The organism is Pedococcus bigeumensis, assembly GCF_039531795.1.
In the GTDB taxonomy this organism is placed as follows: Bacteria; Actinomycetota; Actinomycetes; order Actinomycetales; family Dermatophilaceae; genus Pedococcus; species Pedococcus bigeumensis.
In genome coordinates this window covers 835,931-859,862 of the sequence record NZ_BAAAQS010000001.1, presented here as the reverse complement: position 1 = coordinate 859,862, position 23,932 = coordinate 835,931, and the positions used below count along the sequence as shown (strand labels likewise).

Below are 23,932 nucleotides of genomic sequence, written 5' to 3'. Positions count from 1 at the left end.
ACTCGCTCTGGCCACGCGACAGACTTCACCGCACGGCCCTGACGGGGAGCACGGCGAATGCCCCCGCGGCCGCGCACGCCGCAGCCACGCCGTACAGGAACCCGTAGCTGCCGCCACCGAGGCTCAGGATGCCGGGCGCCACCGCCGGAGCCAACGCGAACGGCAGCGCGCCCGCGTAGTTGAACACGCCGAGGTCCTTTGCCGACTCGTCCGGGTTCGGGAGCACGTCAGCGACCAGCGCGAGGTCGACCGCGAAGTAGAGCCCGAAGCCCAACCCGCTGAGCGATACCGACACCAGGAACGCGGTGAAGGTGGTGGCGACACTCAGCAGGACCATCGCGAGCGCGTACACCAGCGCGGCCGCCAGCACGAACACCTTGCGCCGGCCGGCTCGGTCCGAGAGCCGGCCGCCCACCAAGGACGCGACCACGACCGCAGATGACTGCGCCACCGTCCCCAGGAACACGAGGTCCGGGATCTCCGCCTCGCGGCGGTGCAGCCGCTGGAGCAGGAAGTACACCTGGTAGGTGGTGAGGAACGCGTACGCCATCACCAGCAGGAAACGGCTGAGGAAGGCCCACGCGAAGTCCGGGTGCCGAGAAGGGCTGACCACGAACGTGCTGATGACCTCGCGCAGCGTCCACCGAGGGGTGCCGTCGCCAGACAGGTGCCGGTCCCTCAACGTCGCGGCGAAGGCCACGATCAGGACCCCACCGATGGCGCACGGCAGCAGGAACATCGCCAGCTGGTGCCCGCTGAACACCTTGACGACGAACGTCGCACCCACCGACGCGATCGGTAGGCACACCCCCAGCACGCCGGAGACCCGACCGCGCTGCTCCGAGGGGACCTGGTCAGGGAACACCGCCACGTGCACGGCGAGCACCGCGTTGAAGAACAGCTGGGCGATGCACCAGCCGAGGACGACCACGGGCACGCTCGGTGCCGTTGCCACGACCAGGACCCCGACCGTCCCGCCGAGCAGACCTCCCACCATCCACGGGCGGCGCATCCCCCACCGCGAGGACGTGCGGTCGCTCAGCCGACCGAACAACGGGTTGCCGAACAAGGAGACGACCGACCCCGTACCGACCACCACCGCAAGACGCCCCGGCGCGGCGTCCTGCCCGACCAGGTCGTTGACCTTCAACGCCAACGTGACCGCCAACGGTGCGATGAACAGCAGGCACGTCCCCAGGTAGGACAGCGTGTACAGGGCGACGAAGACCCACCCGACCCGATGAGGACCTGGCTCCGTCGCCGCAGCGACGGACACCGGTTCGTTGTCGGCCATGTTCGGTCTCCCCGAGCGGACGCGAGTGGGAATGGCCCGAGCCCGCCCACACCCCCACCGTAGGCAGTCGGCGCCCCGGCGACCAGAGGTCGACCGGTGCGGGGAAACAGACGCCCGGACAGGTTCGCCGAGGTGACCCAGGAAATCTCACCTCCCAGCTCACCAGATCTGGTGATGGCTGCTCACCACATCGGCTCCTACGTTGCGCTTACCGCCCAGCCCGACCCGGCCCACCAGGCCAACCGCGGGACCGCCTCGAGGAGAGCCATGAACGACCACGCGTCCGACGCCGGCACCACCCCTTGGTACGAGATCCGCCTCCAAGGACGGCTGGGACCCCAGTGGGCGGCCCGCTTCGACGGCATGACCCTCCACGCCCTCGACGACGGCACCACCGCCCTGGTCGGGCCGGTCACCGACCAGGCAGCCCTCCACGGGCTGCTCCGTCGGCTCGGCGACCTCGGCATCCCACTGCTGTCCGTCACCCAGACAGACCCCGACAACAGCAGCGACCCCAGGCCATCGACCTGAACCGCCCCTCACCCAATCCCGGCTCACCCGAGCCCGCCCACCAGGAGACACCCATGGCCACCACCCAGCACACCCGCACCGTCGACCGTCAGCCGGCTGCGGACCCCACGCGCCGCGCCGCTACCATCGTCGGCGGGCTCTTCATCGTCACCTACGTGACCTCGATCTCCGCCAAGATCGGCTTCTACCCGCCGCTGTTCGACGGAAACTACATCACCGGGCCCGGGCAGGACTCCCGCGTCCTGTGGGGCGCATTCGCTGAGGCGATCCTCATCATCGCCAACATCGGCAGCGCCACCGCCCTGTACACGGTGGTCAAGCACCGGTATCCCAACCTTGGCCTGAGCTTCATCGCTGCCCGGATCATGGAGAGCGTCTTCATCGGTGTCGGCATCCTCGCCGTCTTCACGGTCGTCACGCTGCGTCAGGACTTCGCGGCCGCCGGCGAGCAGGCCACCGCCGGCCTGGTCGCAGTCGGGGACGCCTTCTTGGCCATGCAGCACTGGACCTTCAACCTCGGCCCCCAGTTCGTCGTCGGTGTCGGCAACGGCTGCATCCTCGGCTGGATGATGTTCCGCAGCCGCCTGGTGCCCCGCCGGCTCGCCGTCCTCGGCCTCATCGGCGGACCGCTCATCGTCGCCTCTGGCTCGGCGGCCGTCCTCGGCCTCATCGAGCCCGGCGGGGCCGCCCAGACCCTCAGTGCTGCGCCGGAGTTCTTCTGGGAGCTCGGCCTGGGCATCTACCTCGTCGTGAAGGGTTTCAGAACCCCCTCGGCGGACGTCCAGGGCACCAAGGCGCAGCAAGCGGTGACCCGATGATCACCGTGCAACGACTCACCAAACGCTACGGCGCCGCCACCGCCGTCGACGACGTCACCTTCACCGCCCGACCCGGACGCGTCACCGGCTTCCTCGGCCCGAACGGCGCCGGGAAATCCACGACGATGCGGATGATGGTCGGGCTGACCCAGCCGACCGCCGGCGCCGCCGCCGTCGCCGGACGCCGGTTCACCGACCTGCCCAACCCCGGACGAGAGGTCGGAGTCCTCCTCGACGCATCCGCCCAGCACGCCGGCCGCACCGGCCGGGAGATCCTCACCATCGCCCAGCAGACGATGGGCCTTCCGCGCTCCCGGGTCGAGGAGCTGCTCGGCGTCGTCAGCCTCACCGACACCGAGGCCGCCCGGCGGGTGCGGGACTACTCCCTCGGCATGCGACAACGGCTCGGCATCGCCACGGCACTCATCGGCGACCCCCACACCCTCATCCTCGACGAACCGGCCAACGGGCTGGACCCCGCCGGCATCCGCTGGATGCGAGACCTGCTGCGCGGATACGCCGACCGCGGCGGCACCGTCCTGCTGTCCTCTCACCTGCTCCACGAGATCGAGGTCATCGCCGACGACCTCGTGGTCATCGGCCACGGCCACATCGTCGCCCGAGGCACGAAGGCCGAGCTGCTCGCCGGCGCCGGAACACTCGTCAGGACACGCGACCGCGACGGTCTGGTCGCCGCCCTGACCGCAACCGGCACCGCATACGCCGACCACGATGCCCCGAACACCCCCGGCGTCGTCACCCTGCGCGTCGACGCCGACACCGAACACGTCGGCGCCCAAGCCGCCCGCGCAGGCATCGCCCTGCTCGAGCTGCGGCCCGCCGAGGGCGCGGGCCTGGAGGACATGTTCCTCGAGCTCACCGCCACCACCCAACGAGAAGGAGCAGCGGCATGAGCACCACCATCACCCTCGGCGGGACGTCCACGATCACGCCGACCGGTTCAGGCACCACGTCCCCGGCTCGCATCCCCCTGCGGCGCATCGTCGCCGTCGAGCTGCGCAAGTCGGTCGACACCCGCTCCGGTTTCTGGCTCCTCGCCGGCACCGGCATCGCCGCAGTGCTCGCGACCTTCCTCGTCATCGCGTTCGCCCCTGACGACCAGCTCACCTACAGCACGTTCACCCTGGCCACCGGGTACCCGATGAGCGTCCTGCTCCCACTCATCGCGGTCCTGTCCGTGACCGCCGAATGGAGCCAGCGCAGCGGGCTGACCACGTTCACCCTCGTGCCGCACCGCGGCCGGGTCATCCTCGCCAAGGGCATCGCCATGCTGCTGGTGGGGCTGGCTGCGATGCTCCTCGCGTTTCCCCTCGGAGCCGTCGGCAACCTCGTCGGCACGACCGTCCACGGCCTGCCCCGGGTCTGGGACCAATCCGCCTCCGACCTGGCCTACTTCGCCCTCGCGAACACCCTGCTGATGGCCGTCGGGTTCATGCTCGGCGTCCTCGTGCGCACCTCCGCCGGGGCCATCGTCAGCTACTTCGTCTACGCCTTCGTCGCGCCGACCCTGCTGACCTTCCTGGCGATGAGCCAGGACTGGTTCCGGACGGCCCAGCCCTGGGTCGACCCGAACTACAGCCAGGACGCGTTGTTCCACGGCGGCTTCGACGCGCAGCAATGGACGCAGCTCTGCGTCACCTCGGCCGTGTGGCTCGTCGCTCCCCTTGCCCTCGGGGTCGCCACCCTGCTCCGGTCCGAGGTGAAGTAGCCCTTCAGCGACGGCAACAGCGAGATGGCCCCTGACCAGCGTCTCCGCTGGTCAGGGGCCATCTCCACTTCGGTGGAGCTGAGGGAGCCGTCGCCGGGGCGCTTCGCGCTGGGGCTCCTCCCGACTCCCCCCATACACATCCGGAAACACGAAGAAGGACCAGGCGGAAAGCGTGCCTGGTCCTTCTTCGTGTTTGTGGAGCTGAGGGGATTCGAACCCCTGACCCCTTCCATGCCATGGAAGTGCGCTACCAACTGCGCCACAGCCCCGGATCTCCCGAGGGGGATGTCCCCCGGAGGGGACTGCGGAAGTTTACCCAGTGACCCACCTGTTTCACCAAATCGGCGGGTGGGCCGACGACCGCCGGCTCAGGCGTGGGCGTTCCACGTGCTCAGCTGCCACCCGACGCGGCTCTCCGCGAGCTCCGCCCAGTGGCAGTTGCCCATGGTCGCCAGCGCACGCGTGGCCAGGTGCTGGTCGAGCCCCAGCAGGTCGGCAACGGCCGCCCGGCTCGAGACGCCGTGCGCGACGACGACGACGCACTCGTCGTCACCGAGGTCGTCCAGCACCTCGCGCAGCGACTCCCCCGCCCGTCGACCGACCTCAGCCAGCGTCTCGCCGTCGACGCCACGGCGGACGTCGGTGCGGTCCATCTCGACCAGCAGGTCGGCATAGCGGGCCCGCACCTCACTGGTGTGCAGCCCCTGCCACTGCCCCACGTGGATCTCGCGCCAGCGCGGGTCGAGGGTCACCGGCACCCCCGCCGCCTCGGCGACGTGCTGGGCGGTGACCGCCGCACGTGCCAGGTCGGAAGCGATCACCTTGCTGGGCCGGTATGCCGCGATCGCCCGGCCCGCTGCGCGGGCCTGGTCCACCCCGAGCTCGGACAGCGGGGTGTCGAGCTGCCCCTGCCAGACGCCACCGGCGTTGTGGTCGGTCTCGCCGTGCCGGACGAGCAGGACGCGTCGGGCAGCGGTCATGCGTCCCGACGCTTGGGCACGCCGAGGTCGATCTCGGGACAGTCCTTCCAGAGCCGCTCGAGCTCGTAGAACTCGCGCTCCTCGTCGTGCTGCACGTGGACCACGATGTCGCCGAAGTCGAGCAGCACCCAGCGGCCGTCACGCTCGCCCTCGCGGCGGATCGGCTTGGCGCCCTTCTCGCGCAGCTGGTCCTCGACCTCGTCGACGATGGCGCCGACCTGCCGGTCGGTGCTCGCCGAGACGATGACGAAGACATCGGTCAGGGCCAGCTGTTCGCTCACGTCGATGCCGGCCACCGTGGTGGCGAGCTTGTCGTCTGCTGCTTTGGCGGCCGTCATGGCCAGGTCAAGGGATCGTTCGGTGGCGGGCACTGCTCTCCTACGTTCGTGCTCGTGCGCCGGCGGGTGAGCCCGCGGCATACAGGCGGTATTTGTTGACGTACTGGACGACGCCGTCCGGCACGAGGTACCAGACGGGTTCGGCGCGCTCGACGCGCGCCCGGCAGTCGGTGGAGCTGATCGCCATCGCGGGCACCTCCTGCAAGGTGACCCGGTCGGCCGGGAGGCCGGACTCCGACAGGACGTAGCCCGGTCGGGTCACGCCGATGAAGTGGGCGAGGTCGAACAGCTCGTCGGCGTCCTTCCACGACAGGATCTGGGCCAGCGCGTCGGCGCCGGTGATGAAGAACAGCTCGGCATCGGGCCGTTCGGTGCGCAGGTCGCGCAGGGTGTCGATCGTGTAGGTGAGCCCGGGGCGGTCGATGTCGACCCGGCTCACCGTGAAGCGGGGGTTGGAGGCCGTGGCGATGACGGTCATCAGGTAGCGGTGCTCGGCCGGGCTGACCTCGCGCGCGTCCTTCTGCCACGGCTGGCCGGTGGGCACGAAGACGACCTCATCGAGCCCGAAGCGGGTCTGGACTTCGGAGGCGGCCACGAGGTGACCGTGGTGGATCGGGTCGAACGTCCCGCCCATCACTCCGAGGCGCATGGTCAGTGGTGGCTGCCCTGATGGTCGGCCTGTGCGGCCCGGCCGGCCTGTCCCTCGCCGTGGTACTCGCCGCCGTGGGGACCGCCGCCGGCCGCGATCTTCGTCGCGACACCCCGGAAGAACCAGAGTGCGGCCAGGAGGACCAGGAAGCCCGTGAAGGCGATGGCCCCGAACGCGTAGGGGGACATCGGCAGCTCGCGGGTGTGTTCCTCGGCGGCAGCGACCAGGGCGAAGGCAGACGACGACATGCACCACAGCGTACCTGCCGCCGACCCCCTCCCCGCGCCCATCACCGTCCGGCCGCGCAAGCCCCCGCTGTCCACGGATGTTGTGCACAGGGGTGTGCACAACCTGTGGGTTGCGCACGGTCGGGTGTGGACAACGGTGTGGGAAACCCGTGGACGAAAATTGGTACGGGAAACCTATTGCGGCACAACGGATGTGGCCACTAGAAATCTCTCACGCGCTCCGGTCGGAGGGTCGGAACGAGGAGACTCGGGACGGCCACGAGGCAGGAGCACAGGTCAACCGGATAACGGACGACCGCCTCGACCGGGTTCGCTCGGACGAGGTCCTCGAAGCCTTCGGGCAGACAGGTTCGCGGGCGACGCCGCGGAGGAACGCCGGGCCCGTTGACCAGATCGCATCGCCGTGGGGTGCACCGGTTCGCCGGAGCAGCCAGGCGCCACCGTCGCAGTGGCCACGACACCCGGTTCGCCGGGGGGCGTGGGCGATCGACCGGGGCAGCATCATGGGGCGGTTCGCCGGCTCAGGAAGCTGCACCAAACCGTGGGAGCCGCCGTCACCTCGGTGAGGACGACGCCCGCGCGTGGGCCGTCGGGTCGCCTCGGTGACCGGACAGCCCGCACCCCGTGGCTGACAACTGACCCACTTCGGTGGAGAAACCGACACCACACGTGGGAGCCGCGAGCCACTTCGGTGGCGAACGACTTCCGCTGCGGGACCAGGCACCACCCCGGTGGCGCCGAACCCCGCACCCGGCGATCCACCCAGCAGCTGGTTCTGCCAGCGGCCGGGAGGATCTCCACCCGAAGGCCCCTCGAACTCATACTTCGAGGGGCCTTCACCTTTTCCCTCGATGGCACGCCCCTCGATGGCACGCCCCTCGATGGCACGCCCCTCGATGGGCACGCCCCGGGATGCCACGCACCGGGACGACGGATCCCCGTAACCTTGGGACATGGTCCCCGAGCTCAGCATCGTCATCCCGGTGTTCAACGAGGAAGACGTGCTGCCCCTGCTCGCCGCGCGGCTGCGACCGGTGGCGGACGGGCTCGGCGCCACCTACGAGGTGATCACCGTCGACGACGGCAGCGACGACCTGTCGCCCGCGGTCCTCCAGCGCCTGCTGCGGGACTGGCCGCAGCTGCGGATCGTCCGGTTGCGTGCGAACGCCGGTCATCAGGCCGCCATCTCCGCCGGGCTCGCGAGCGCCCGCGGCGACTACGTCGTCACCCTCGACGCCGACCTCCAGGACCCGCCCGAGGTGATCCCCGAGATGCTCGCCCAGGCGCGCGCCCAGCGCGCCGACGTCGTCTACGGCGTGCGGTCCGACCGCTCCACCGACTCGGTCTTCAAACGGCTGAGCGCCAAGGCGTTCTACCGGCTCATCCGCGTCCTGTCCGGCACGCACGCCCAGGTCGACGCCGGCGACTACCGGCTCATGTCGCGCGCGACGGTCGACGCGATCAACTCGCTGCCCGAGCACCACCGGGTGCTGCGCTTCGTGGTCCCGGCCCTGGGGTTCCCGTCGACCTCGGTCACCTACCGGCGCGACGAACGGGCCGCCGGCAGCTCGAAGTACCCGCTGTCCAAGATGATCCGCCTGTCACTCGACAGCGTGACCGGCTTCTCGACCGCTCCCCTGCGTGCCGCCACCTGGTTGGGCCTGCTCGGCGGCCTCGCGGCACTGCTGCTGCTCGCCTACGCCCTCGTCGCCAGCGCGCTGGGGCACACCCTGCCGGGCTGGACGTCCACGGTCGTGGCGGTCGCCGGGGTCGGGGCGGTCCAGCTGCTCTGCGTCGGGATCCTCGGTGAGTACGTCGGCCGGATGTACGCCCAGCTGCAGGCCCGACCGACCTACTTCGTCGCCTACGACTCGCTGACCGGGCCGGTCACCTCCGCGGACGAGCCCGCACCATCAGCGTCACCCCGGGCATAGCCTTCACGGGCAGGTAGCGCTCGACCGTCACGATGGCTCGCAGCCCGAGGTTCACGACGGGATGCACCGTCTCGAGGTCGGACCCGCTCGCCTTGCGCCGCCGCAGGGCGACGACGGGTCGGAGCAGCACGTTCCACGACGTCATCGACGCGATCTCGAAGCCGTTGCGCTCGAGGACCGCACGCAGCGTGTCGCGGGTGTAGCGGCGCACGTGGTCGACCGCGACGTCGTGGTCCGACCACAGCTTGGGGTCGGCCGGCACCGCGATCAGGAACAGCCCGCCGGGACGCAGGGCCCGGCGCACCTCGGACACGGCGGTGTCGTGGTCGACGATGTGCTCGAGCACGTCGAACGCCACGACGAGGTCGAGGCTGTCGTCGGCGACGGGCAACGCGGTGGCGTCACCGCGCACCACCGACAGCCCACGCTCGGCGGCCACCTGCGCCCCGTCGGCGCCGTACTCGAGCGCGCTGACCGACCAGCCGGCCCGCCGCAGCACCCGGGTGTTGCCGCCGCCCGCCGCGCCGATGTCGAGCGCGGTGCCGGGGCGCAGCCCGTCGATCATCCGGCCGAGCAGGTGGCGCCGCTCCCGGTACCACCAGTGGGCATCCTCGAGCGCGGCCAGCTTGCGGACCTCAGTGCCTTCCAAACTACTCAGTGCCTTCCACGGGCGCTCATCCTGCCAGTTCGCGCCGGCTCGCGTGACCCACCCCCGGGTGTGCCGCGCGGCCGGCTCAGGCGCGGACCTGTCCGTCGCCCTCGACGATCCACTTCGTGGTGGTCAGCTCGGGCAGGGCCATCGGGCCCCGGGCGTGCAGCTTCTGGGTGGAGATGCCGATCTCGGCGCCGAACCCGAACTCCCCGCCGTCGGTGAACCGGGTGGAGGCGTTGACCATCACGGCCGCCGAGTCGACCTCGTTGGTGAAGCGCCGGGCTGCGGCCCGGTCCTCGGTCACGATCGCTTCGGTGTGCCCCGAGCTGTAGGTCCGGATGTGCTCCAAGGCTGCGTCGAGGTCGGGCACGACCCGCACGCTCATCTCCAGCGCGAGGTACTCCGTGCCGTAGTCCTGCTCCGTCGCGGGCTGGTGCGGCACACCTGCCGCCTCGGCCGCGGCGCCGGAGGCGTCGTCGGTGTGGAGGGTCACCCCGGCCCCGGACAGCTCGGCGAGCACCTTGGGGAGGAAGTCCGCCGCCACGGCCTCGTGGACGAGCAGCGACTCGGCGGCGTTGCAGACGCTGGGCCGGTGGGTCTTGGCGTTGACCGTGATGGCCAGCGCCTTGTCGAGGTCGGCGGCCGCGTCGACGTACACGTGGACGATGCCGATGCCGGTCTCGATGACCGGCACGGTCGACTCGGTCACGACCGTCTGGATCAGGCCGGCGCCGCCCCGGGGGATGATGAGGTCGACCAGGCCACGGGCCGTGAGCAGGGCGCGGACGGCGTCGCGGCCACCCTCGAGCAGCGTGACGGAGTCGGCGGGCAGCCCCTGCGCAACCAGCCCGCTGCGCATCACCTCGACCAGGGCCCGGTTGGTCGACTCGGCGGCCGAGCCCCCACGCAGGATGACGGCGTTGCCCGACTTCAGGCCCAGGCCGGCGGCGTCGACGGTGACGTTGGGACGGGCCTCGTAGACCATGCCCACCACGCCCATCGGCACCCTGACCTGACGGATCTGGAGGCCGTTGGCCAGCGTCGAGCCACGCACCACCTCCCCCACCGGGTCGGGCAGCGCAGCGACGGCGCGCAGCGCCTTCGCGACGTCGGCGACCCGCTGCGGGTCGAGCGCCAGCCGGTCGAGCAGGCCCTGCGGCATACCGGACCCGCGGCCCCGCTCGAGGTCCTCGGCGTTGGCGGCGACGATGCGGTCGGTGGCGGCGTCGAGGGCGTCGGCGAGCGCGAGCAGCGCGGCGTCCTTGTCAGCTCGGGACAGTAGCGCCAGGCGGCGCGACGCCACCCGTGCGGCACGCGCGGCGGTCGCCACCTGCTCGACGGCGGCGGGGTCGATCTCAGCCATGCCCCAAGGGTATGCCGCGTCGTGACCTGCCGCGGTGGGCCTCCCACCCCGCGGACGACCACCCGGGCCCCCACCCCCGCGGACGACCACCCGGGCCCGGGCGCCTGTGCAACGCCACTGGTTGAATGCATGCGTGAGCATCCTGTCGATCCAGTCCTCGGTCGCGTACGGCCACGTCGGCAACAGCGCCGCCGTCTTCCCGCTCCAGCGCCTCGGGGTCGAGGTGTGGCCGGTGCACACCGTGCACTTCTCGAACCACACCGGCTACGGCGAGTGGCGCGGCCCGCTGCTGGCCGCCGACGACGTGCGCGCCGTGATCCGGGGCGTCGAGGAGCGCGGGGTGTTCGCCGGGGTGGATGCGGTGCTGTCGGGGTACCAGGGCGGCGAGGGCATCGGCGACGTGATCCTCGACGCCGTCGCCCAGGTCAAGGCCGCCAACCCGGCCGCCATCTACGCCTGCGACCCGGTGATGGGCAACGCCAGGAGCGGGTGCTTCGTGCACCCGGCCATCCCGGTGCTGCTGCGCGAGCGGGTCGTGCCGGCGGCCGACCTCATCACGCCCAACCAGTTCGAGCTCGGGTTCCTCACCGGCACCGAGCCGCGGACCGTCGAGGAGACCCTGGCGTCCGTGGAGCTGGCCCGGGCGATGGGTCCTTCGATGGTGCTCGTGACGAGCGTCGAGCGCCCCGACGCGGCGGCGGACACGATCGAGATGATGGCCGTGACCGACGACGGCGCGTGGATCGTGCAGACGCCGCGGCTGCCGATGAAGGCCAACGGCTCCGGTGACGTCACGGCTGCGTTGTTCACCGCCCACCTGCTGTCGACCGGCGATCCCGCCGTGGCGCTGGCCCGCACCGCGAGCAGCGTGTTCGACCTGCTGAGCAACACCCTGGAGTCGGGCGAGCGCGAGCTCCAGCTCGTCCAGTCGCAGTCGACCATCGCCGAGCCGCGGATGCAGTTCGAGGTCAGCCGGCTGCCGTGAGCCGGCGACAGCCGGCACGCAACCTTCCGGACGTCGAGGACGTCCCACCGGTATGAGTCGGCCCTCCCCCGCCGCCACGCGGCCCCCCGGCCTCGTCCGGGTCGCGACAGTGGTCGTGCTCTCCGCGCTCGTCTCGGCCGTGCTCGTGGCCTGCGGCTCGGCCGGCGGCGGCGCGACCCGCGGGGGCTCACCCGCTCCGACCACGGGCGACGACCAGGACCGGGCGCAGCGCGCAGCCCGGTTGCTGGACCGGTATGCCGCCGCGCTGAAGACCAGCGGCTCCCCCTCCGTCGACCTCGGCGACCAGCTCGAGCAGCAGGAGGGCGACTGGGAGCCTGCTGTCGGCGAGAACAACAAGCTGGCCTGGCTCACCGGTCACCTCGTGGCGGTCGCCCCGCTGCCCCCGGCGCCCGGGCCGGGCCGGGTGGTCGACGGGTCGCTGGGCGGCGTCTCCACGACCGTCATCTCGGCCGACGCCGCCCTCGCCGCCATGACGGGGCGACGCAGCAGCTGCGACGGGTGCACCGACCTGCGGGTCACCGGCGCGAGCCTGACCACGATGGACGTGCGCACCTCGGCGGGGACGGTCACGGTGCCGGCCTGGCGCTTCACCCTCGAGGGCACGGCCGTGACCCTGCTCCGGGTCGCGGTCCCCGCTTCGGGTCTGGTGCACGCCCCGGTGGACTGGACCCCCGCCCCCGTCGACGGCCTGCGGCCGGAGTCGTTCGACCTCACCCCGGGCGGCCGGACGCTCACGCTGACCTTCACCGGCGCACCGGACGAGCCGGGGCCGTGCGGAGCCGACTACCGGGGCCAGGCGTTCGAGTCCGACCGGGCAGTCGTCGTCGCCGTCGTGCAGGTCCCCCGCGAGCCCAGTGGTCAGGGCATCGCGTGCTCGGCCATCGGCGCAGTCCGCACCGTCGAGGTGACCCTCCACCGCGAGCTCGGCGACCGAGCCGTCCTGAGCCTCGTCGACGGGCAGCAGGTCGTGCGGGGCTCGGCGCGCACGATCGGGCCACCCGCCCGCTGACGCACGCCCGCGGCATACCTTCGCCGGGAGCGAGCCGCCGAGCCGCTGCTCAGAGGATGACGAGGTCGTCGCGGTGGACGACCTCGCGCTCGTACTCCGGGCCCAGCTCCTTGGCGAGCTCGCGGGTCGAGCGACCCAGCATCCCCGGCAGCTCGGCCGAGGTGTAGTTGACCAGCCCACGGCCGATCACGCGGCCCTCGGGCGCGCAGAGGTCGACGGGGTCGCCGTCCGAGAACGTGCCCTCGACGTCGGTGATCCCGGCGGGCAGCAGGGACGTCCTGCGCTCGGTGACCGCGCGCACGGCTCCGGGGTCGAGCAGCAGCCGCCCCATGGGGGTGGTCGCGTGCGCCAGCCAGAGCTTGCGGGAGGTGCGCCGCGAACCGGTGGGGACGAAGACCGTGCCGACGTCCTCCCCCGCGAGCGCCTGCTCGACCCGGTCGGCGCTGGTCAGCACCGTGGTGATGCCGGCGGCGTTCGCGATCGACGCGGCCTCGACCTTGGTGACCATGCCCCCGCTGCCGACGCTCGAGCCGGTGCCACCGATGACGAGGTCGTCGAGGCCGGCGCCACCGACCACGGTGGGGACGCGCCTGCTGCCCGGCTTGCTCGGCGGCCCGTCGTACAGCGCGTCGACGTCGGTGAGCAGCACCAGGCCGTCGGCGTGCACGAGGTGGGCCACCAGCGACGCCAGCCGGTCGTTGTCGCCGAACCGGATCTCCTGCGTGGCCACCGTGTCGTTCTCGTTGACGATCGGCACGATGCCGAGCTCGAGCAGGCGGTCGAGGGTGCGGCGGGCGTTCGTGTAGTGCGACCGCCGGGTCACGTCGTCGGCCGTGAGCAGCACCTGACCCACCGTGAGGCCGTGGGCGCCGAAAGCGCGCTGGTAGGCCGCGACGAGGGCTCCCTGCCCCACGCTGGCAGCCGCCTGCTGGGTCGCGAGGTCCCACGGCCGCTTGGTCAGCCCCAGCGGTGCGATGCCCGCCGCAATGGCACCCGAGGACACCAGCACGACCTGGTGGCCGGCGTTGCAGCGCTTCGCGAGCACGTCGACGAGGTCGATGAGCCGCTGCTCGTCGAGCGCCCCTCCGCCGACGTCGGTCAGGCTGGAGGAGCCGATCTTGACCACCAGGCGCCGGGCGCGCGCCACGTCGCCCCGGCGGTCGACCGCACTCATGCCGCAGCGCTCATTCCTCGGTGTCCTCGTCCTTCGCGGTGGCCCAGTGGCCGGCTCGTCGTTCGGCGGCCAGCTCGTCGCGCGCGACGGTCCGCGCGACGCGGCGCTCGGCGTAGTCGGCGCGCTTGTCGTCACGGGTGGGCCGGGTGGCCTCGTCGAGGCGCAGGTCGGTGCCGCGGGCGCCGAGCAGCTCGGCCCCGGCGACGAGGGTGGGCTCCCAGTCGAAGACCACGGCGTTGTCCTTCGGCCCGATCAGGACTGTCGCGCCCGCCACGGCGCCGGCCTTGAAGAGCGCCTCCTCGATGCCGGCCCGGCCGAGCCGGTCGGCGAGGTAGCCGACCGCCTCGTCGTTGGAGAAGTCGGTCTGGCGGACCCAACGGGTGGGCCGGTCGCCCTCGATGCGGAACACCTCGCCGTCGGCGGTGTTCTCGCGGATGATCTTGAAGCCGGAGTCGTCGACGGCCTTGGGCCGGATGACGATGCGCTGCGGCGTGGCTGCGGCGACGGCTTCGATCTCGGCGCGGGCCTCGGCGACGTGCCGGGCCATCGCGAAGGTCAGCTCACGCAGCCCGGTGTGGGCCACGGCGGACACGACGAACACCTCGATGCCGCGCGCCTCGAGGTCGGGCTTGACCATCTCAGCCAGCTCGAGCGCGTCGGGGACGTCGGCCTTGTTGAGCACGACGATGCGGGTGCGCTCGGCCAGCGGCCGGCCACCCAGCGTCTCGTCGGGCACGTACTGGGCGAGCTCGCGCTCGATGACCTCGAGGTCGGTCATGGGGTCACGACCCGGCTCGAGCGTCGCGCAGTCGATGACGTGCACGAGGACCGAGCACCGCTCGACGTGGCGCAGGAACTCCAGGCCCAGGCCCTTGCCCTCGCTGGCGCCCGGGATGAGGCCGGGCACGTCGGCGATGGTGAACCGGCTCTCGCCGGCCTGCACGACCCCGAGGTTCGGGACGAGAGTGGTGAACGGGTAGTCGGCGATCTTCGGACGGGCGGCGGACAGCACCGACACGAGCGAGGACTTGCCCGCGGACGGGAAGCCGATCAGCGCGACGTCGGCCAGCGACTTGAGCTCGAGGACGATGTCGAGCGCGTCGCCGGGCTCGCCGAGCAGCGCGAAACCGGGCGCCTTGCGACGGGCCGACGAGAGCGCCTTGTTGCCAAGGCCCCCGCGGCCACCCTTGGCGACGATGAACTCACCGTCCAGCCCGACCAGGTCCTTCAGCACCTCGCCGGAGCCGTCCTTGACGACGGTGCCCTCGGGCACGGTCAGCACCAGGTCGCCGCCGTCTGCGCCGTTGCGCTCGTCACCGGCGCCGGGCTTGCCGTTGGTCGCCTTGCGATGGGGGTGGTGGTGGTAGTCCAGGAGCGTGGTGACGTTCGGGTCGACCCGGAGGATGACGTTGCCACCCCGGCCGCCGTTGCCGCCGTCGGGGCCGCCGAGCGGCTTGAACTTCTCGCGCTTGACCGAGGCCACTCCGTGTCCGCCGTCGCCGGCAGCGACGTGCAGCACGACGCGGTCGACGAACGTGGTCATGGGGGCTCCTCTGGTCTGTCTGGGGGAAATTCTAGGTAACGACGTGCACTGTGCCTGACAACAGAAGAGGGCGGGCCCGTGTCGGGCCCGCCCCCTCCGGTGCGGTGCGTCACGTGGCGTGGCCACGCGGCATACCGAAAGTGTCGATGTCCTGCTTCGCCCGGAAGCTCAGCTGGCGTCCGAGGTCTCCAGCGGGACGATGTTGACGACCTTGCGCCGACGCTTCGTGCCGAACTGGACGTTGCCCGCGACCAGCGCGAACAGCGTGTCGTCGCCGCCACGGCCGACGCCGTCGCCGGGGTGGAAGTGCGTGCCGCGCTGGCGGACGAGGATCTCGCCCGCGTTGACGAGCTGGCCGCCGAAGCGCTTCACGCCGAGGAACTGTGCGTTGGAGTCGCGACCGTTGCGGGTCGAGGACGCACCCTTCTTGTGTGCCATGTCAGTACCTGCCTTCTCTGGGTCTCTGGTCCGAAACTCAGGCGTCGATCGAGGTGATCTTGACCTGGGTCAGGTGCTGACGGTGGCCCTGACGCTTGCGGTAGCCGGTCTTGTTCTTGTACTTCATGATCGTGATCTTGGGGCCCTTGGCGGCCTTGACGACCTCAGCCTTGACGGTGACCTTGGCGAGCTTGTCGGCATCGCTGGTCACGGTCGAGCCGTCGACGACGAGGAGGGGGGTCAGGTCGATGCTGTCGCCAGCCTTGCCGCTGACCTTGTCGATGATGAGGACATCGCCGACGGAAACCTTCTCCTGGCGACCACCAGCGCGAACAATCGCGTACACGTGGAACTCTCTTTCCTACTTCGGGCGGCACGCGCTCTCTGTCTGGACCGGCCGGCAGCTACCCGCGAGCTCACCCCGCGAGGGATGCTCTGTGCGGACGCCGGACGGTGGGCGCACCAAGGCGCAAGATTACCGGGTGGAGGGCTCGCCGACCAAACCGGCAGTCGTGCGGCACACCAGCGGTCGACCCGCCGGTATGCCGCACGGCTCGCTAACGGTCCGAGCCCGCCTCAGCGACGGCTGAGGCGTCGTCGTCACCGGGGACCGCACGCGGCGGTCCGGCGGGGGCCACGACGCGGCCACGCTTGCGCCGCTTGGGGGCGGCCGCGACCGGCTCGGCGGTGGGCGGCTCGGGCTCGGGGGTGGGCTCGGGGGTGGGCTCGGGCTCAGGGGTGGGCTCGGGCTGGGTGGTGGGCTCAGGCGCCTGCTCGACCACGTCCTCGTGCACCTCGACGACCGGCGCCTCCTGGGTGCCGTCACCGAAGTCGTGGTCTCCGTGGTCGTGGTCACCGTGGTCGTGGTCACCGAAGTCGTGGTCACCGTGCTCGTCGAGGTCGTCGTGGTGGTGGTCGGCCGACTTCAGCGCCGCGGCATGCGCCGCTGCGGCGATCTGGGCCGGCGTCGGCCCGGAGTGCACCTGCTGCGGGGCCGGCTCGGGCGTGCTGGCGGCTGCACCGGAGCGGCCACGACGGCCACGCCCGTTGCGCGCGGCCTGGCCACCCGCACCGGAGCCGCTGTTGTTGCCACCACTGTCGCGACCGCTGTCACGCCCACCGTCGCCGCCGGACGGCTTCTCGACCGGGTCGGCGTGCACGATGATCCCGCGGCCACCGCAGTGCTCGCAGTTCTCGGAGAAGACCTCGATGAGGCCGGACCCGACCCGCTTGCGGGTCATCTGGACCAGGCCGAGCGAGGTCACCTCGGCGACCTGGTGCTTGGTGCGGTCGCGGCCCAGGCACTCCAGGAGGCGTCGGACCACGAGGTCACGGTTGCTCTCGAGGACCATGTCGATGAAGTCGATGACGATGATCCCGCCGATGTCGCGCAGCCGGAGCTGGCGGACGATCTCCTCGGCGGCCTCGATGTTGTTCTTGGTGACGGTCTCCTCGAGGTTGCCGCCCGACCCGACGAACTTGCCGGTGTTGACGTCGACGACCGTCATGGCCTCGGTGCGGTCGATGACCAGGGAGCCGCCGGAGGGCAGCCAGACCTTGCGGTCCATGGCCTTGGCGATCTGCTCGTCCACGCGGTAGTGGGTGAACAGGTCCTCCTCGGAGGTCCACTTCTTCAGGCGCTCGGCGAGGTCGGGGGCGACGTCGCCGAGGTACTCGCTGACCTCTCCCCACGCCTGGTCGCCGGCCACCACGAGCGAGGTGAAGTCCTCGTTGAACACGTCGCGGATGACCCGCACGGTCAGGTCGGGCTCACCGTGGACCAGGCACGGCGCGCCGCCCTTGCCCTTGCTCTTGGAGTCGGCCTTGGCCTTGATCTTGTCCCAGGTCTTCGTGAGCCGCTCGACGTCGGCGCGCAGCTCCTCCTCGCTGGCCCCCTCGGCGGCGGTGCGCACGATGACGCCGGCGCTGTCGGGGACAACCTCCTTGAGGATGCCCTTGAGGCGGCTGCGCTCGGTGTCGGGGAGCTTGCGGGAGATGCCGGTCATCGAGCCCTCGGGCACGTAGACCAGGTAGCGGCCCGGGAGCGAGATCTGGCTGGTCAGGCGGGCGCCCTTGTGGCCGATCGGGTCCTTGGTGACCTGCACGAGGACGGTGTCGCCCGACTTGAGGGCGTTCTCGATCCGCTTGGGCTGGTTGTTCTCCAGGCCCGCGGCGTCCCAGTTGACCTCACCGGCGTAGAGGACGGCGTTGCGCCCCTTGCCGATGTCGACGAAGGCAGCCTCCATCGACGGGAGCACGTTCTGGACCCGACCGAGGTAGACGTTGCCGGCCATCGACGCGTTGGTCTCGCGGGACACGTAGTGCTCCACCAGGACGTTGTCCTCGAGGACGCCGATCTGGGTGCGGCCCTCGCGCTCGCGGACGACCATCACCCGCTCGACGCTCTCGCGCCGGGCCAGGAACTCGGCCTCGGTGATGATCGTGCGGCGACGACCGGCCTCGCGGCCCTCGCGGCGGCGCTGCTTCTTGGCCTCCAGGCGGGTCGAGCCCTTGACGCTCTGCGGCTCGTCGCGGCGTGACTCGCGCACCCGAGTCACGGTGCCGGGCGGGTCGTCCCCCTCGGCGGAGGATCCGCTGCGGCGGCGGCGACGACGGCGACGGGTCGACGAGCCGTCCCCGTCGACGCCCTGCTCGTCGGACGCCTCGGCGTCCTGGCTGTCGGAGCCGGAGTCCTCGTCCTCGTCGGACGTCGCGGCGGAGTCGGAGTCACCCTGGCCGCGACCGCGACCGCGACCCTTGCCACCGCGGCGACGACGACGGCGACCGCCCTCGCTGCCACCGTCGGCCTCGTCGTCGCGGTGCTGGCTGGTCTCGTCCTGGTCGTTCTGGTCGTCCTGGTCGTCCCGGCCGCCCGGCTCGATCGCTGCGGCGTCACCCGCGGCATCGGGGTGCGCGGCGTCGGACTGGGCTCCCCGTCCTCCGCGACCCCGCCGGCGCCGAGGGGCCGGCGCCTTGTCGTCGGGGGTCTGGGCGGGCGTGTCAGTGGCGGCGGCCGACCCGACGGCCTCGTCGGCATCGGCGGAGTCCGTGGTCTCGGTGGTGGGCACGGCAGCGACCTGCGGCGGTCCGGCGGCCTTGGTCGCGGCGCGGCGGCGGGTCGGGCGGGCGGCGGCCGGGTCGGGCGCCTGGAACAGCACACCGAAGCTGGGCACGGTGGCTGCGGTCGGCTGGCCGTCGGCGTCCAGCTCGACCTCGTCCTCCTCGCTGACAGCGGCCTCGACCGCGGTGTCGGCGTCGGTGTCAGCGTCGGTGAACGCGTCGGTGTCGGCGTCGGCCGGGGCCGCGAGCAGCGTCAGGGCCGCTTCCTCGGCGGTCGGCTCGGCCCCGAGCTGCCCACTGACCGGCTCCTGCGCCGGGGCGGCCTTGGCCGCCTTCTTGGTAGTCGCCTTCTTCGCGGTGGTCTTCTTCGCAGTCGCCTTCTTGGCGGTGGTCTTCTTCGCCGCGGCCTTCTTGGCCGTCTTCGCTGCCGGCACGGCGTCCTCGGCCGGTGCGGTGCCCTCGGCGGAGGTGGGCTGCGCGGTCTCGCTTCCCGCCGGTGCGGTCTCGACCGGCTCGCCACCGTCGGCCGGGAGCACCGGGGCGGAGGCCTTCTTCGTGGCACGGCGGGCCCGCTTGCGAGCCGGGGCCGGCACACTCTCGGTGCCGGCCGTGCCAGCAGCGCCGTCGGCGCGCTCCGAGGGAACGTCCTGCGAGGAGGAGTCGGGGTTGAACAGGTCTTCCGTGGAGGCCATCCGTGGCGTCCTTCCGTCACCCACGGGCGAAGGCCACACCGAGAGTCCGGATCGGACTCTCCCCTCGGCCACGTGGTGCGCGGTGTTGCTCGTGTCGGCGGCGGGTGCCGTCGGCACGGAAGTCGGTTGGGCTACGCCTGTCGAGGCTCGCGCAGGTCGCGCGGCACCAAGTCAGGCGCCGTCGTCGTCCTCGTCGGCAGCCAGTGGATCAGCCACCCCAGCGGTTGCGGGTCGCAGCGGGCCTTGCGCCAGTCGGGTCACCAGGGGTGGTGCCGGTGGCGCCAGCTCCGTGGCTGCTCGCAGCGCGGTCAGGACGTCGTCGGGGCGTACGGCCGGTGTGGTGTGCCGTACAACCACCCGAAGTATCGCACAGTCGGGGCGCTGGGACGGCTCGGTGGTCATCGACACGACGGCGGACCTCACGTCGAACGTTTTCGGACCGGTCTTGAAGGTCCTGGTCACCTCGACCCGCTCGAGCGCGAGGAGCTGGTCGGCGGCGGCCTGCAGCTGCTCGGCGGTGACGCCCGGGAAGTCCATCACCCAGTCGCTGCCCTGGAGGCGGTCGGCCAGGGCGCCCGGAGCGGCCTCGACGACCTCGAGCACGTCGAGGCCCTCCGGGAGCGCCTCGTCGAGGGCGCGTCGCACTGACTCTGGGTCCACCCGCTCGGTCACCGAGATCTCGAAGTACTCCGCCTCGCTGGCGGTGCCGGTCGGCGCGGCGTTCGCGTAGCTGATCTTGGGGTGCGGGTGGAACCCCGCCGAGAAGGCCATCGGCACGCCGGCTCGGCGCAGCGCGCGCTCGAGCGCCCGCTGGAAGTCCCTCGTCGAGGAGAACCGCAGCCGACCGCGCTTGGCGTACCGGATCCGCAGCTTCTGCACCGCCAGGGCGGGTGGGGGTCCTTCGGGTACACGTTGCCTGGCCATGGTGGAAGCCTAGGCACTCCTGCGCGGGTGGCTCCAACGGGCCATGGCGGGCCGGTGCGGGACGTGCCACGGTGAACTCGTGGCAGCGGGCGACGTCCTGCGCGACGTCGTGGAACGCACGGTGGTCTCGGACCACGTGGGCAAGTCCGGAGCGGGACTGGAGCGAGTCCGGCTCCGGGACGGGCGCGTGCTCGTGGTCAAGCGGGTCGACCCGGCGCACGACGTGACCCTGGCCATGACCGGTGGTGGCCCCTCGAGGGAGTACGTCCTCTGGCGCGACGGCGCGTTCGACCGGCTGCCACCCGGTGTCGGTCACGCCGTGCTGGACGGCTGGGTCGAGGGAGACGGCACCGTCCTGGTGCTGCGCGACCTCGGCGACCGGGTCCTGGGCTGGGACGACCGGCTCACGACCGACCGTGCGGCGCGGACGATGACCGCGGTCGCCGCCCTGCACCGCGCCTTCCTCGGCCAGGCGCCGCCCGGTCTGGCGCCCCTCGAGCTCGTCGTCACCCTCTTCACCCCGCGGCGCATCCGGGAGGCGCACGTCGACGAGCTCGAGCTGATGCGGCTGGCGCTGCGGGGGTGGGACCTGTTCGCCGACGCCGCCCCCGCCGAGGTCGCAGAGCCCGTGCTGGGTCTGCTCGACGACCCGGCGCCGCTGGTCACCGCCCTGCACCGCGCGCCCTCGACACTGGTCCACGGCGACCTCGCCACGGTCAACATGGCCTTCGAGGGCGACGACCTCGTCCTGCTCGACTGGGCGATGGCGACCGAGGGACCGGGCGCCCTCGACGTCGCCCGATTCGTGGCGGGGTGTTCCTCGGTCGTCGACGCGACGAGGGATGACCTCATCGGGTGGTACCGCGCGGCGGCCGGACCAGCCTGCGACGACCGGACGATGCACCTCGGCCTGCTGTCGGCCATGGTCTGGCTGGGGTGGAACAAGGCGCTCGACGCGGTCGAGCACCCGGATCCGGCGATCCGGGACCGGGAGAGGACGGACCTCGACTGGTGGGTGGACGCCACCCGAACGGCACTGCAGAGCGGAGCGATCTGATGGACCTAAACACGCTGTACCACCGGACGGTCGAGCGCTGGGCCGACGTCGTCGTCGCCGTCCGCGCCGACCAGTGGGGATCTCCGACGCCGTGCAGTGAGTGGAGCGTGCGCGACCTGGTGAACCACGTGACGTCGGAGGACCTGTGGACCGTCGCCCTGATGGAGGGCCGCACGATCGAGGAGGTCGGCTCCAGCCTGGACGGCGACCTGCTCGGTGACGAGCCGGTCGCCCGGTCGATCGACGCGGCCAAGGCCGCCGCGACGTCGGTCGCCGAGCGGCTGCCCCGGGGCGGGACCGTCCCGCTGTCGTTCGGCGACACCGACGTGTCCGAGTACGTGTGGCAGCTCGCCGCCGACCACCTCATCCACTCCTGGGACCTGTCGGCGGCGACCGGCACCGACCGGCGCCTCGACCCCACGCTGGTGGCGGGGGTGGCCGGCTGGTTCGCCGACCGCGAGTCGCTCTACCGCGACGCAGGGGCGGTGGCGCCGCGCGCCATCTCCCACGGCGGCGCGCAGGGAGACCTGCTCGCGACGTTCGGACGAGACTCCGAGTGGGGCCCCAACCACGCCTGCGCCGCGCGCTTCCTGCGCGCGTTCGGCGCCGGCGACATGGACGCCGCCAGACTCGAGATGACACCCGACTGCGTGTTCGAGGCCACCGGTCCCGCGCCGGACGGGGTGCGCCACGAGGGAGCCGACGCCGCGCACGCCGTGTGGACCCAGATGTTCGCCGAGACCACGGACCCCCTGTTCTCGACCGAGGAGCAGTTCGTCGCCGGCGACCGGGCGGTGGTCCGGTGGTCCTACAGCTGGACCGATCCCGAGGGGGCACCGGGACACATCCGCGGGGTGGACGTCCTCCGGTTCCGGGACGGGCTGGTCTGCGAGAAGCTCTCCTACGTCAAGGGCTGACCCACCCACACCTTCGGAATCCGCAGTCGCGTGCGGCCGGACGCCTGCCGGTCCTAGCGTGTCCCCATGGCAGACCTCGACCGCACCCGGCTGGCCACCCTCCTCGACGGCGAGCAGGCGGCATACACCGACGGCCACCCCCGCAGCCGCGCCCTCTTCGAGGAGGCGGGCAACCTCTTCGGACGGGTGCCCATGACGTGGATGAACATGTGGTCGGGCGGGTTCCCCCTCTACCTCGACCGCGCTTCGGGCAACCGCGTGACCGACGTCGACGGCCACACCTACGTCGACTTCGCGCTCGGCGACACCGGCGCCATGGCGGGGCACTCCCCCGCCGCGACCGTGGCCGCGGTGCAGCGGCGGGCCGGCGAGCTCGGCGGGATCACCACGATGCTCCCCACCGCCGACGCCCAGTGGGTGGGTGCCGAGCTGGAGCGACGGTTCGGTATGCCGCTGTGGAGCTTCACGCTGTCGGCCACCGACGCCAACCGCTGGGCGATCCGGCTGGCGAGGCTCGCCACCGGGCGGCCGAAGGTGCTCGTCTTCGCCTACTGCTACCACGGATCCGTCGACGAGGCCTTCGCCCTGCCCGGTCCGGACGGCAAGGCGCAGAGCCGGCCGGGGAACGTCGCTCCCCCGGTCGACCTCGACCTCACCACCCGCGTCGCCACGTGGAACGACCTCGCGTCGGTCGAGGCGGCCCTGGCCCACGGCGACGTGGCTGCGGTGCTGACCGAGCCGGCCCTGACCAACATCGGGATCGTCCTGCCCGACCCGGGGTTCCTCGAGGGGGTCCGGGAGCTGGCCACGAAGTACGGCTCGCTGCTCATGGTCGACGAGACCCACACGTTCTCGGCGGGCTGGGGCGGCGCGACGACCGAGTGGGGCCTGGAGCCGGACGTGCTGGTCATCGGCAAGTCGATCGGCGGCGGGATCCCCTGCGGCGCCTACGGGTTGTCGCGAGAGGTCGCGCAGGCGGTCACGCGGCACACCGAGGCGGGCGAGGCCGACATCGTCGACGTCGGGGGGGTCGGCGGGACCCTGGCCGGCAACGCCCTCTCGACCGCTGCCATGCGGGCCACGCTCGGCGAGGTGCTGACACCCGAGGCGTTCGCCCACATGACCGAGCTCGCCACCGCCTTCACCGCCGGGGTCCAGCAGACGCTCGACGAGCTCGACGTGCCGTGGTCGATCAGCCGGCTCGGCGCCCGGGCGGAGTACCGCTTCGCCCGTCCGGCACCACGATCCGGGGAGGAGTCCGCCGCAGCAGCGGACGACGCCCTCGACGCCTACCTGCACCTCGCCATGGCCAACCGGGGCATCCTCATGACGCCCTTCCACAACATGGCGCTGATGTGCCCGGAGACCTCGCGGGACGACGTGGACCTGCACACGCGGACCTTCCGCGAGGTCGTCGGCGCCCTCTTCGGCTGACTCGTCGACCGACGTCTCGCCCGACCCGACCGCGACCGCGACCGCTCGGCGCAGGGCCCGGTTTGTCCGGTGACGGTCTGCGGCGGCCGGCGTAACTTCGGGAGGTGGACCACTTCGCTGGGAAGCGGCCCCTGCGAGAGAT

Annotated in this window: 23 protein-coding genes and 1 tRNA gene; 10 read left to right on the top strand and 14 right to left on the bottom strand. The window is 71.8% G+C overall.

From position 1 onward, the window contains the following. Window positions 1-25 precede the first annotated feature (25 nt). Entirely contained in the window at window positions 26-1,294 is a 1,269-nt protein-coding gene (locus ABD262_RS04165; RefSeq protein ID WP_344131596.1) for an MFS transporter, read from the bottom strand. Between the two features lie 267 nt (window positions 1,295-1,561). Between ABD262_RS04165 and ABD262_RS04160 the strand changes: the two genes are divergently transcribed. The 4 genes from ABD262_RS04160 to ABD262_RS04145 are packed head-to-tail and all read left to right on the top strand — an operon-like array spanning window position 1,562 to window position 4,372. Further along, window positions 1,562-1,825 carry a hypothetical protein gene (locus ABD262_RS04160; protein ID WP_344131593.1) on the top strand — a complete coding sequence of 88 codons (264 nt, stop codon included), beginning with the start codon at window positions 1,562-1,564 and terminating at the stop codon, window positions 1,823-1,825. A gap of 53 nt (window positions 1,826-1,878) precedes the next feature. Continuing rightward, window positions 1,879-2,643 carry a DUF4386 domain-containing protein gene (locus ABD262_RS04155; RefSeq protein WP_344131590.1) on the top strand — a complete coding sequence of 255 codons (765 nt, stop codon included), beginning with the start codon at window positions 1,879-1,881 and terminating at the stop codon, window positions 2,641-2,643. Beyond that, window positions 2,640-3,557 (top strand): ATP-binding cassette domain-containing protein, encoded by a 918-nt coding sequence (locus ABD262_RS04150; protein ID WP_344131587.1) that lies wholly within the window; start codon window positions 2,640-2,642, stop codon window positions 3,555-3,557. Before ABD262_RS04155 ends, ABD262_RS04150 begins: the two co-directional genes overlap by 4 nt. Continuing rightward, window positions 3,554-4,372, top strand: coding sequence for an ABC transporter permease (locus ABD262_RS04145; protein WP_344131584.1), 819 nt, complete (start codon window positions 3,554-3,556; stop codon window positions 4,370-4,372). Before ABD262_RS04150 ends, ABD262_RS04145 begins: the two co-directional genes overlap by 4 nt. A 196-nt stretch (window positions 4,373-4,568) precedes the next feature. Here the strand turns inward: ABD262_RS04145 and ABD262_RS04140 are convergent. From ABD262_RS04140 to ABD262_RS04120, 5 genes are all read right to left on the bottom strand, one after another. Beyond that, a tRNA-Ala gene (locus ABD262_RS04140) sits at window positions 4,569-4,641 on the bottom strand. A 99-nt stretch (window positions 4,642-4,740) separates the two neighbouring features. Continuing rightward, window positions 4,741-5,352, bottom strand: a complete 612-nt coding sequence (locus ABD262_RS04135) for a histidine phosphatase family protein (RefSeq protein WP_344131581.1) — start codon at window positions 5,350-5,352, stop codon at window positions 4,741-4,743. Then, entirely contained in the window at window positions 5,349-5,723 is a 375-nt protein-coding gene (gene rsfS / locus ABD262_RS04130; RefSeq protein WP_082592622.1) for a ribosome silencing factor, read from the bottom strand. The genes ABD262_RS04135 and rsfS overlap by 4 nt, the downstream gene beginning before the upstream one ends. 7 nt (window positions 5,724-5,730) lie before the next feature. Then, window positions 5,731-6,339: a nicotinate-nucleotide adenylyltransferase gene (gene nadD / locus ABD262_RS04125; RefSeq protein WP_344131576.1), complete on the bottom strand. Its 609-nt coding sequence runs from the start codon at window positions 6,337-6,339 to the stop codon at window positions 5,731-5,733. A 2-nt stretch (window positions 6,340-6,341) separates the two neighbouring features. Then, entirely contained in the window at window positions 6,342-6,587 is a 246-nt protein-coding gene (locus ABD262_RS04120; protein WP_344131573.1) for a hypothetical protein, read from the bottom strand. Window positions 6,588-7,540: 953 nt separating this feature from the next. Between ABD262_RS04120 and ABD262_RS04115 the strand changes: the two genes are divergently transcribed. Beyond that, a complete protein-coding gene (locus ABD262_RS04115) occupies window positions 7,541-8,521 on the top strand; it encodes a glycosyltransferase family 2 protein (RefSeq protein ID WP_344131570.1) in 981 nt (326 codons plus the stop codon). Here the strand turns inward: ABD262_RS04115 and ABD262_RS04110 are convergent. Both ABD262_RS04110 and ABD262_RS04105 read right to left on the bottom strand, forming a co-directional pair. Beyond that, a complete protein-coding gene (locus tag ABD262_RS04110; protein WP_344131567.1) occupies window positions 8,475-9,170 on the bottom strand; it encodes a class I SAM-dependent methyltransferase in 696 nt (231 codons plus the stop codon). The two genes, ABD262_RS04115 and ABD262_RS04110, sit on opposite strands and share 47 nt — an antisense overlap. A gap of 85 nt (window positions 9,171-9,255) precedes the next feature. Continuing rightward, window positions 9,256-10,536, bottom strand: coding sequence for a glutamate-5-semialdehyde dehydrogenase (locus ABD262_RS04105; RefSeq protein ID WP_344131563.1), 1,281 nt, complete (start codon window positions 10,534-10,536; stop codon window positions 9,256-9,258). Between the two features lie 133 nt (window positions 10,537-10,669). Here ABD262_RS04105 and pdxY point away from each other — a divergent pair, with 133 nt between their 5' ends. Together pdxY and ABD262_RS04095 are read left to right on the top strand one after the other, a co-directional pair. Further along, window positions 10,670-11,521: a pyridoxal kinase PdxY gene (gene pdxY, locus ABD262_RS04100; protein ID WP_344131560.1), complete on the top strand. Its 852-nt coding sequence runs from the start codon at window positions 10,670-10,672 to the stop codon at window positions 11,519-11,521. Window positions 11,522-11,573: 52 nt separating this feature from the next. Continuing rightward, complete coding sequence (locus tag ABD262_RS04095; RefSeq protein ID WP_344131558.1) at window positions 11,574-12,551, top strand: hypothetical protein; 978 nt, start codon at window positions 11,574-11,576, stop codon at window positions 12,549-12,551. A gap of 49 nt (window positions 12,552-12,600) precedes the next feature. Here ABD262_RS04095 and proB read toward each other — a convergent pair whose 3' ends face one another. The 6 genes from proB to ABD262_RS04065 all read right to left on the bottom strand — a co-directional run bounded on the left by proB (window position 12,601) and on the right by ABD262_RS04065 (window position 20,382). Then, entirely contained in the window at window positions 12,601-13,725 is a 1,125-nt protein-coding gene (gene proB, locus ABD262_RS04090; protein ID WP_344131555.1) for a glutamate 5-kinase, read from the bottom strand. A gap of 10 nt (window positions 13,726-13,735) precedes the next feature. Then, complete coding sequence (obgE, locus tag ABD262_RS04085; protein WP_344131552.1) at window positions 13,736-15,268, bottom strand: GTPase ObgE; 1,533 nt, start codon at window positions 15,266-15,268, stop codon at window positions 13,736-13,738. A 168-nt stretch (window positions 15,269-15,436) separates the two neighbouring features. Then, window positions 15,437-15,706, bottom strand: coding sequence for a 50S ribosomal protein L27 (gene rpmA / locus ABD262_RS04080; RefSeq protein ID WP_179420401.1), 270 nt, complete (start codon window positions 15,704-15,706; stop codon window positions 15,437-15,439). 37 nt (window positions 15,707-15,743) lie between these two features. Further along, a complete protein-coding gene (gene rplU / locus ABD262_RS04075) occupies window positions 15,744-16,052 on the bottom strand; it encodes a 50S ribosomal protein L21 (RefSeq protein ID WP_057377831.1) in 309 nt (102 codons plus the stop codon). Window positions 16,053-16,263: 211 nt separating this feature from the next. Then, window positions 16,264-19,458, bottom strand: coding sequence for an Rne/Rng family ribonuclease (locus tag ABD262_RS04070; RefSeq protein WP_344131542.1), 3,195 nt, complete (start codon window positions 19,456-19,458; stop codon window positions 16,264-16,266). Between the two features lie 171 nt (window positions 19,459-19,629). Beyond that, window positions 19,630-20,382 carry a TIGR03936 family radical SAM-associated protein gene (locus tag ABD262_RS04065; protein ID WP_344131539.1) on the bottom strand — a complete coding sequence of 251 codons (753 nt, stop codon included), beginning with the start codon at window positions 20,380-20,382 and terminating at the stop codon, window positions 19,630-19,632. 79 nt (window positions 20,383-20,461) lie between these two features. Between ABD262_RS04065 and ABD262_RS04060 the strand changes: the two genes are divergently transcribed. The 3 genes from ABD262_RS04060 to ABD262_RS04050 all read left to right on the top strand — a co-directional run bounded on the left by ABD262_RS04060 (window position 20,462) and on the right by ABD262_RS04050 (window position 23,790). Next, window positions 20,462-21,439 (top strand): phosphotransferase family protein, encoded by a 978-nt coding sequence (locus tag ABD262_RS04060; protein WP_344131536.1) that lies wholly within the window; start codon window positions 20,462-20,464, stop codon window positions 21,437-21,439. After that, window positions 21,439-22,356 (top strand): TIGR03086 family metal-binding protein, encoded by a 918-nt coding sequence (locus ABD262_RS04055; protein ID WP_344131533.1) that lies wholly within the window; start codon window positions 21,439-21,441, stop codon window positions 22,354-22,356. Before ABD262_RS04060 ends, ABD262_RS04055 begins: the two co-directional genes overlap by 1 nt. A 66-nt stretch (window positions 22,357-22,422) precedes the next feature. Beyond that, window positions 22,423-23,790: a transaminase gene (locus ABD262_RS04050; RefSeq protein ID WP_344131530.1), complete on the top strand. Its 1,368-nt coding sequence runs from the start codon at window positions 22,423-22,425 to the stop codon at window positions 23,788-23,790. The last annotated feature ends 142 nt before the right edge of the window (window positions 23,791-23,932 follow it).

Coding starts and splice junctions, on each gene's coding strand:
- proB (WP_344131555.1), bottom strand. CDS start 13,725: ATGAGTGCGGTCGACCGCCGGGGCGACGTGGCGCGCGCCCGGCGCCTG.
- ABD262_RS04120 (WP_344131573.1), bottom strand. CDS start 6,587: ATGTCGTCGTCTGCCTTCGCCCTGGTCGCTGCCGCCGAGGAACACACC.
- ABD262_RS04165 (WP_344131596.1), bottom strand. CDS start 1,294: ATGGCCGACAACGAACCGGTGTCCGTCGCTGCGGCGACGGAGCCAGGT.
- ABD262_RS04145 (WP_344131584.1), top strand. CDS start 3,554: ATGAGCACCACCATCACCCTCGGCGGGACGTCCACGATCACGCCGACC.
- ABD262_RS04155 (WP_344131590.1), top strand. CDS start 1,879: ATGGCCACCACCCAGCACACCCGCACCGTCGACCGTCAGCCGGCTGCG.
- rpmA (WP_179420401.1), bottom strand. CDS start 15,706: ATGGCACACAAGAAGGGTGCGTCCTCGACCCGCAACGGTCGCGACTCC.
- ABD262_RS04135 (WP_344131581.1), bottom strand. CDS start 5,352: ATGACCGCTGCCCGACGCGTCCTGCTCGTCCGGCACGGCGAGACCGAC.
- nadD (WP_344131576.1), bottom strand. CDS start 6,339: ATGCGCCTCGGAGTGATGGGCGGGACGTTCGACCCGATCCACCACGGT.
- ABD262_RS04160 (WP_344131593.1), top strand. CDS start 1,562: ATGAACGACCACGCGTCCGACGCCGGCACCACCCCTTGGTACGAGATC.
- ABD262_RS04070 (WP_344131542.1), bottom strand. CDS start 19,458: ATGGCCTCCACGGAAGACCTGTTCAACCCCGACTCCTCCTCGCAGGAC.
- ABD262_RS04050 (WP_344131530.1), top strand. CDS start 22,423: ATGGCAGACCTCGACCGCACCCGGCTGGCCACCCTCCTCGACGGCGAG.
- ABD262_RS04095 (WP_344131558.1), top strand. CDS start 11,574: ATGAGTCGGCCCTCCCCCGCCGCCACGCGGCCCCCCGGCCTCGTCCGG.
- obgE (WP_344131552.1), bottom strand. CDS start 15,268: ATGACCACGTTCGTCGACCGCGTCGTGCTGCACGTCGCTGCCGGCGAC.
- ABD262_RS04065 (WP_344131539.1), bottom strand. CDS start 20,382: ATGGCCAGGCAACGTGTACCCGAAGGACCCCCACCCGCCCTGGCGGTG.
- ABD262_RS04105 (WP_344131563.1), bottom strand. CDS start 10,536: ATGGCTGAGATCGACCCCGCCGCCGTCGAGCAGGTGGCGACCGCCGCG.
- ABD262_RS04055 (WP_344131533.1), top strand. CDS start 21,439: ATGGACCTAAACACGCTGTACCACCGGACGGTCGAGCGCTGGGCCGAC.
- ABD262_RS04115 (WP_344131570.1), top strand. CDS start 7,541: ATGGTCCCCGAGCTCAGCATCGTCATCCCGGTGTTCAACGAGGAAGAC.
- ABD262_RS04150 (WP_344131587.1), top strand. CDS start 2,640: ATGATCACCGTGCAACGACTCACCAAACGCTACGGCGCCGCCACCGCC.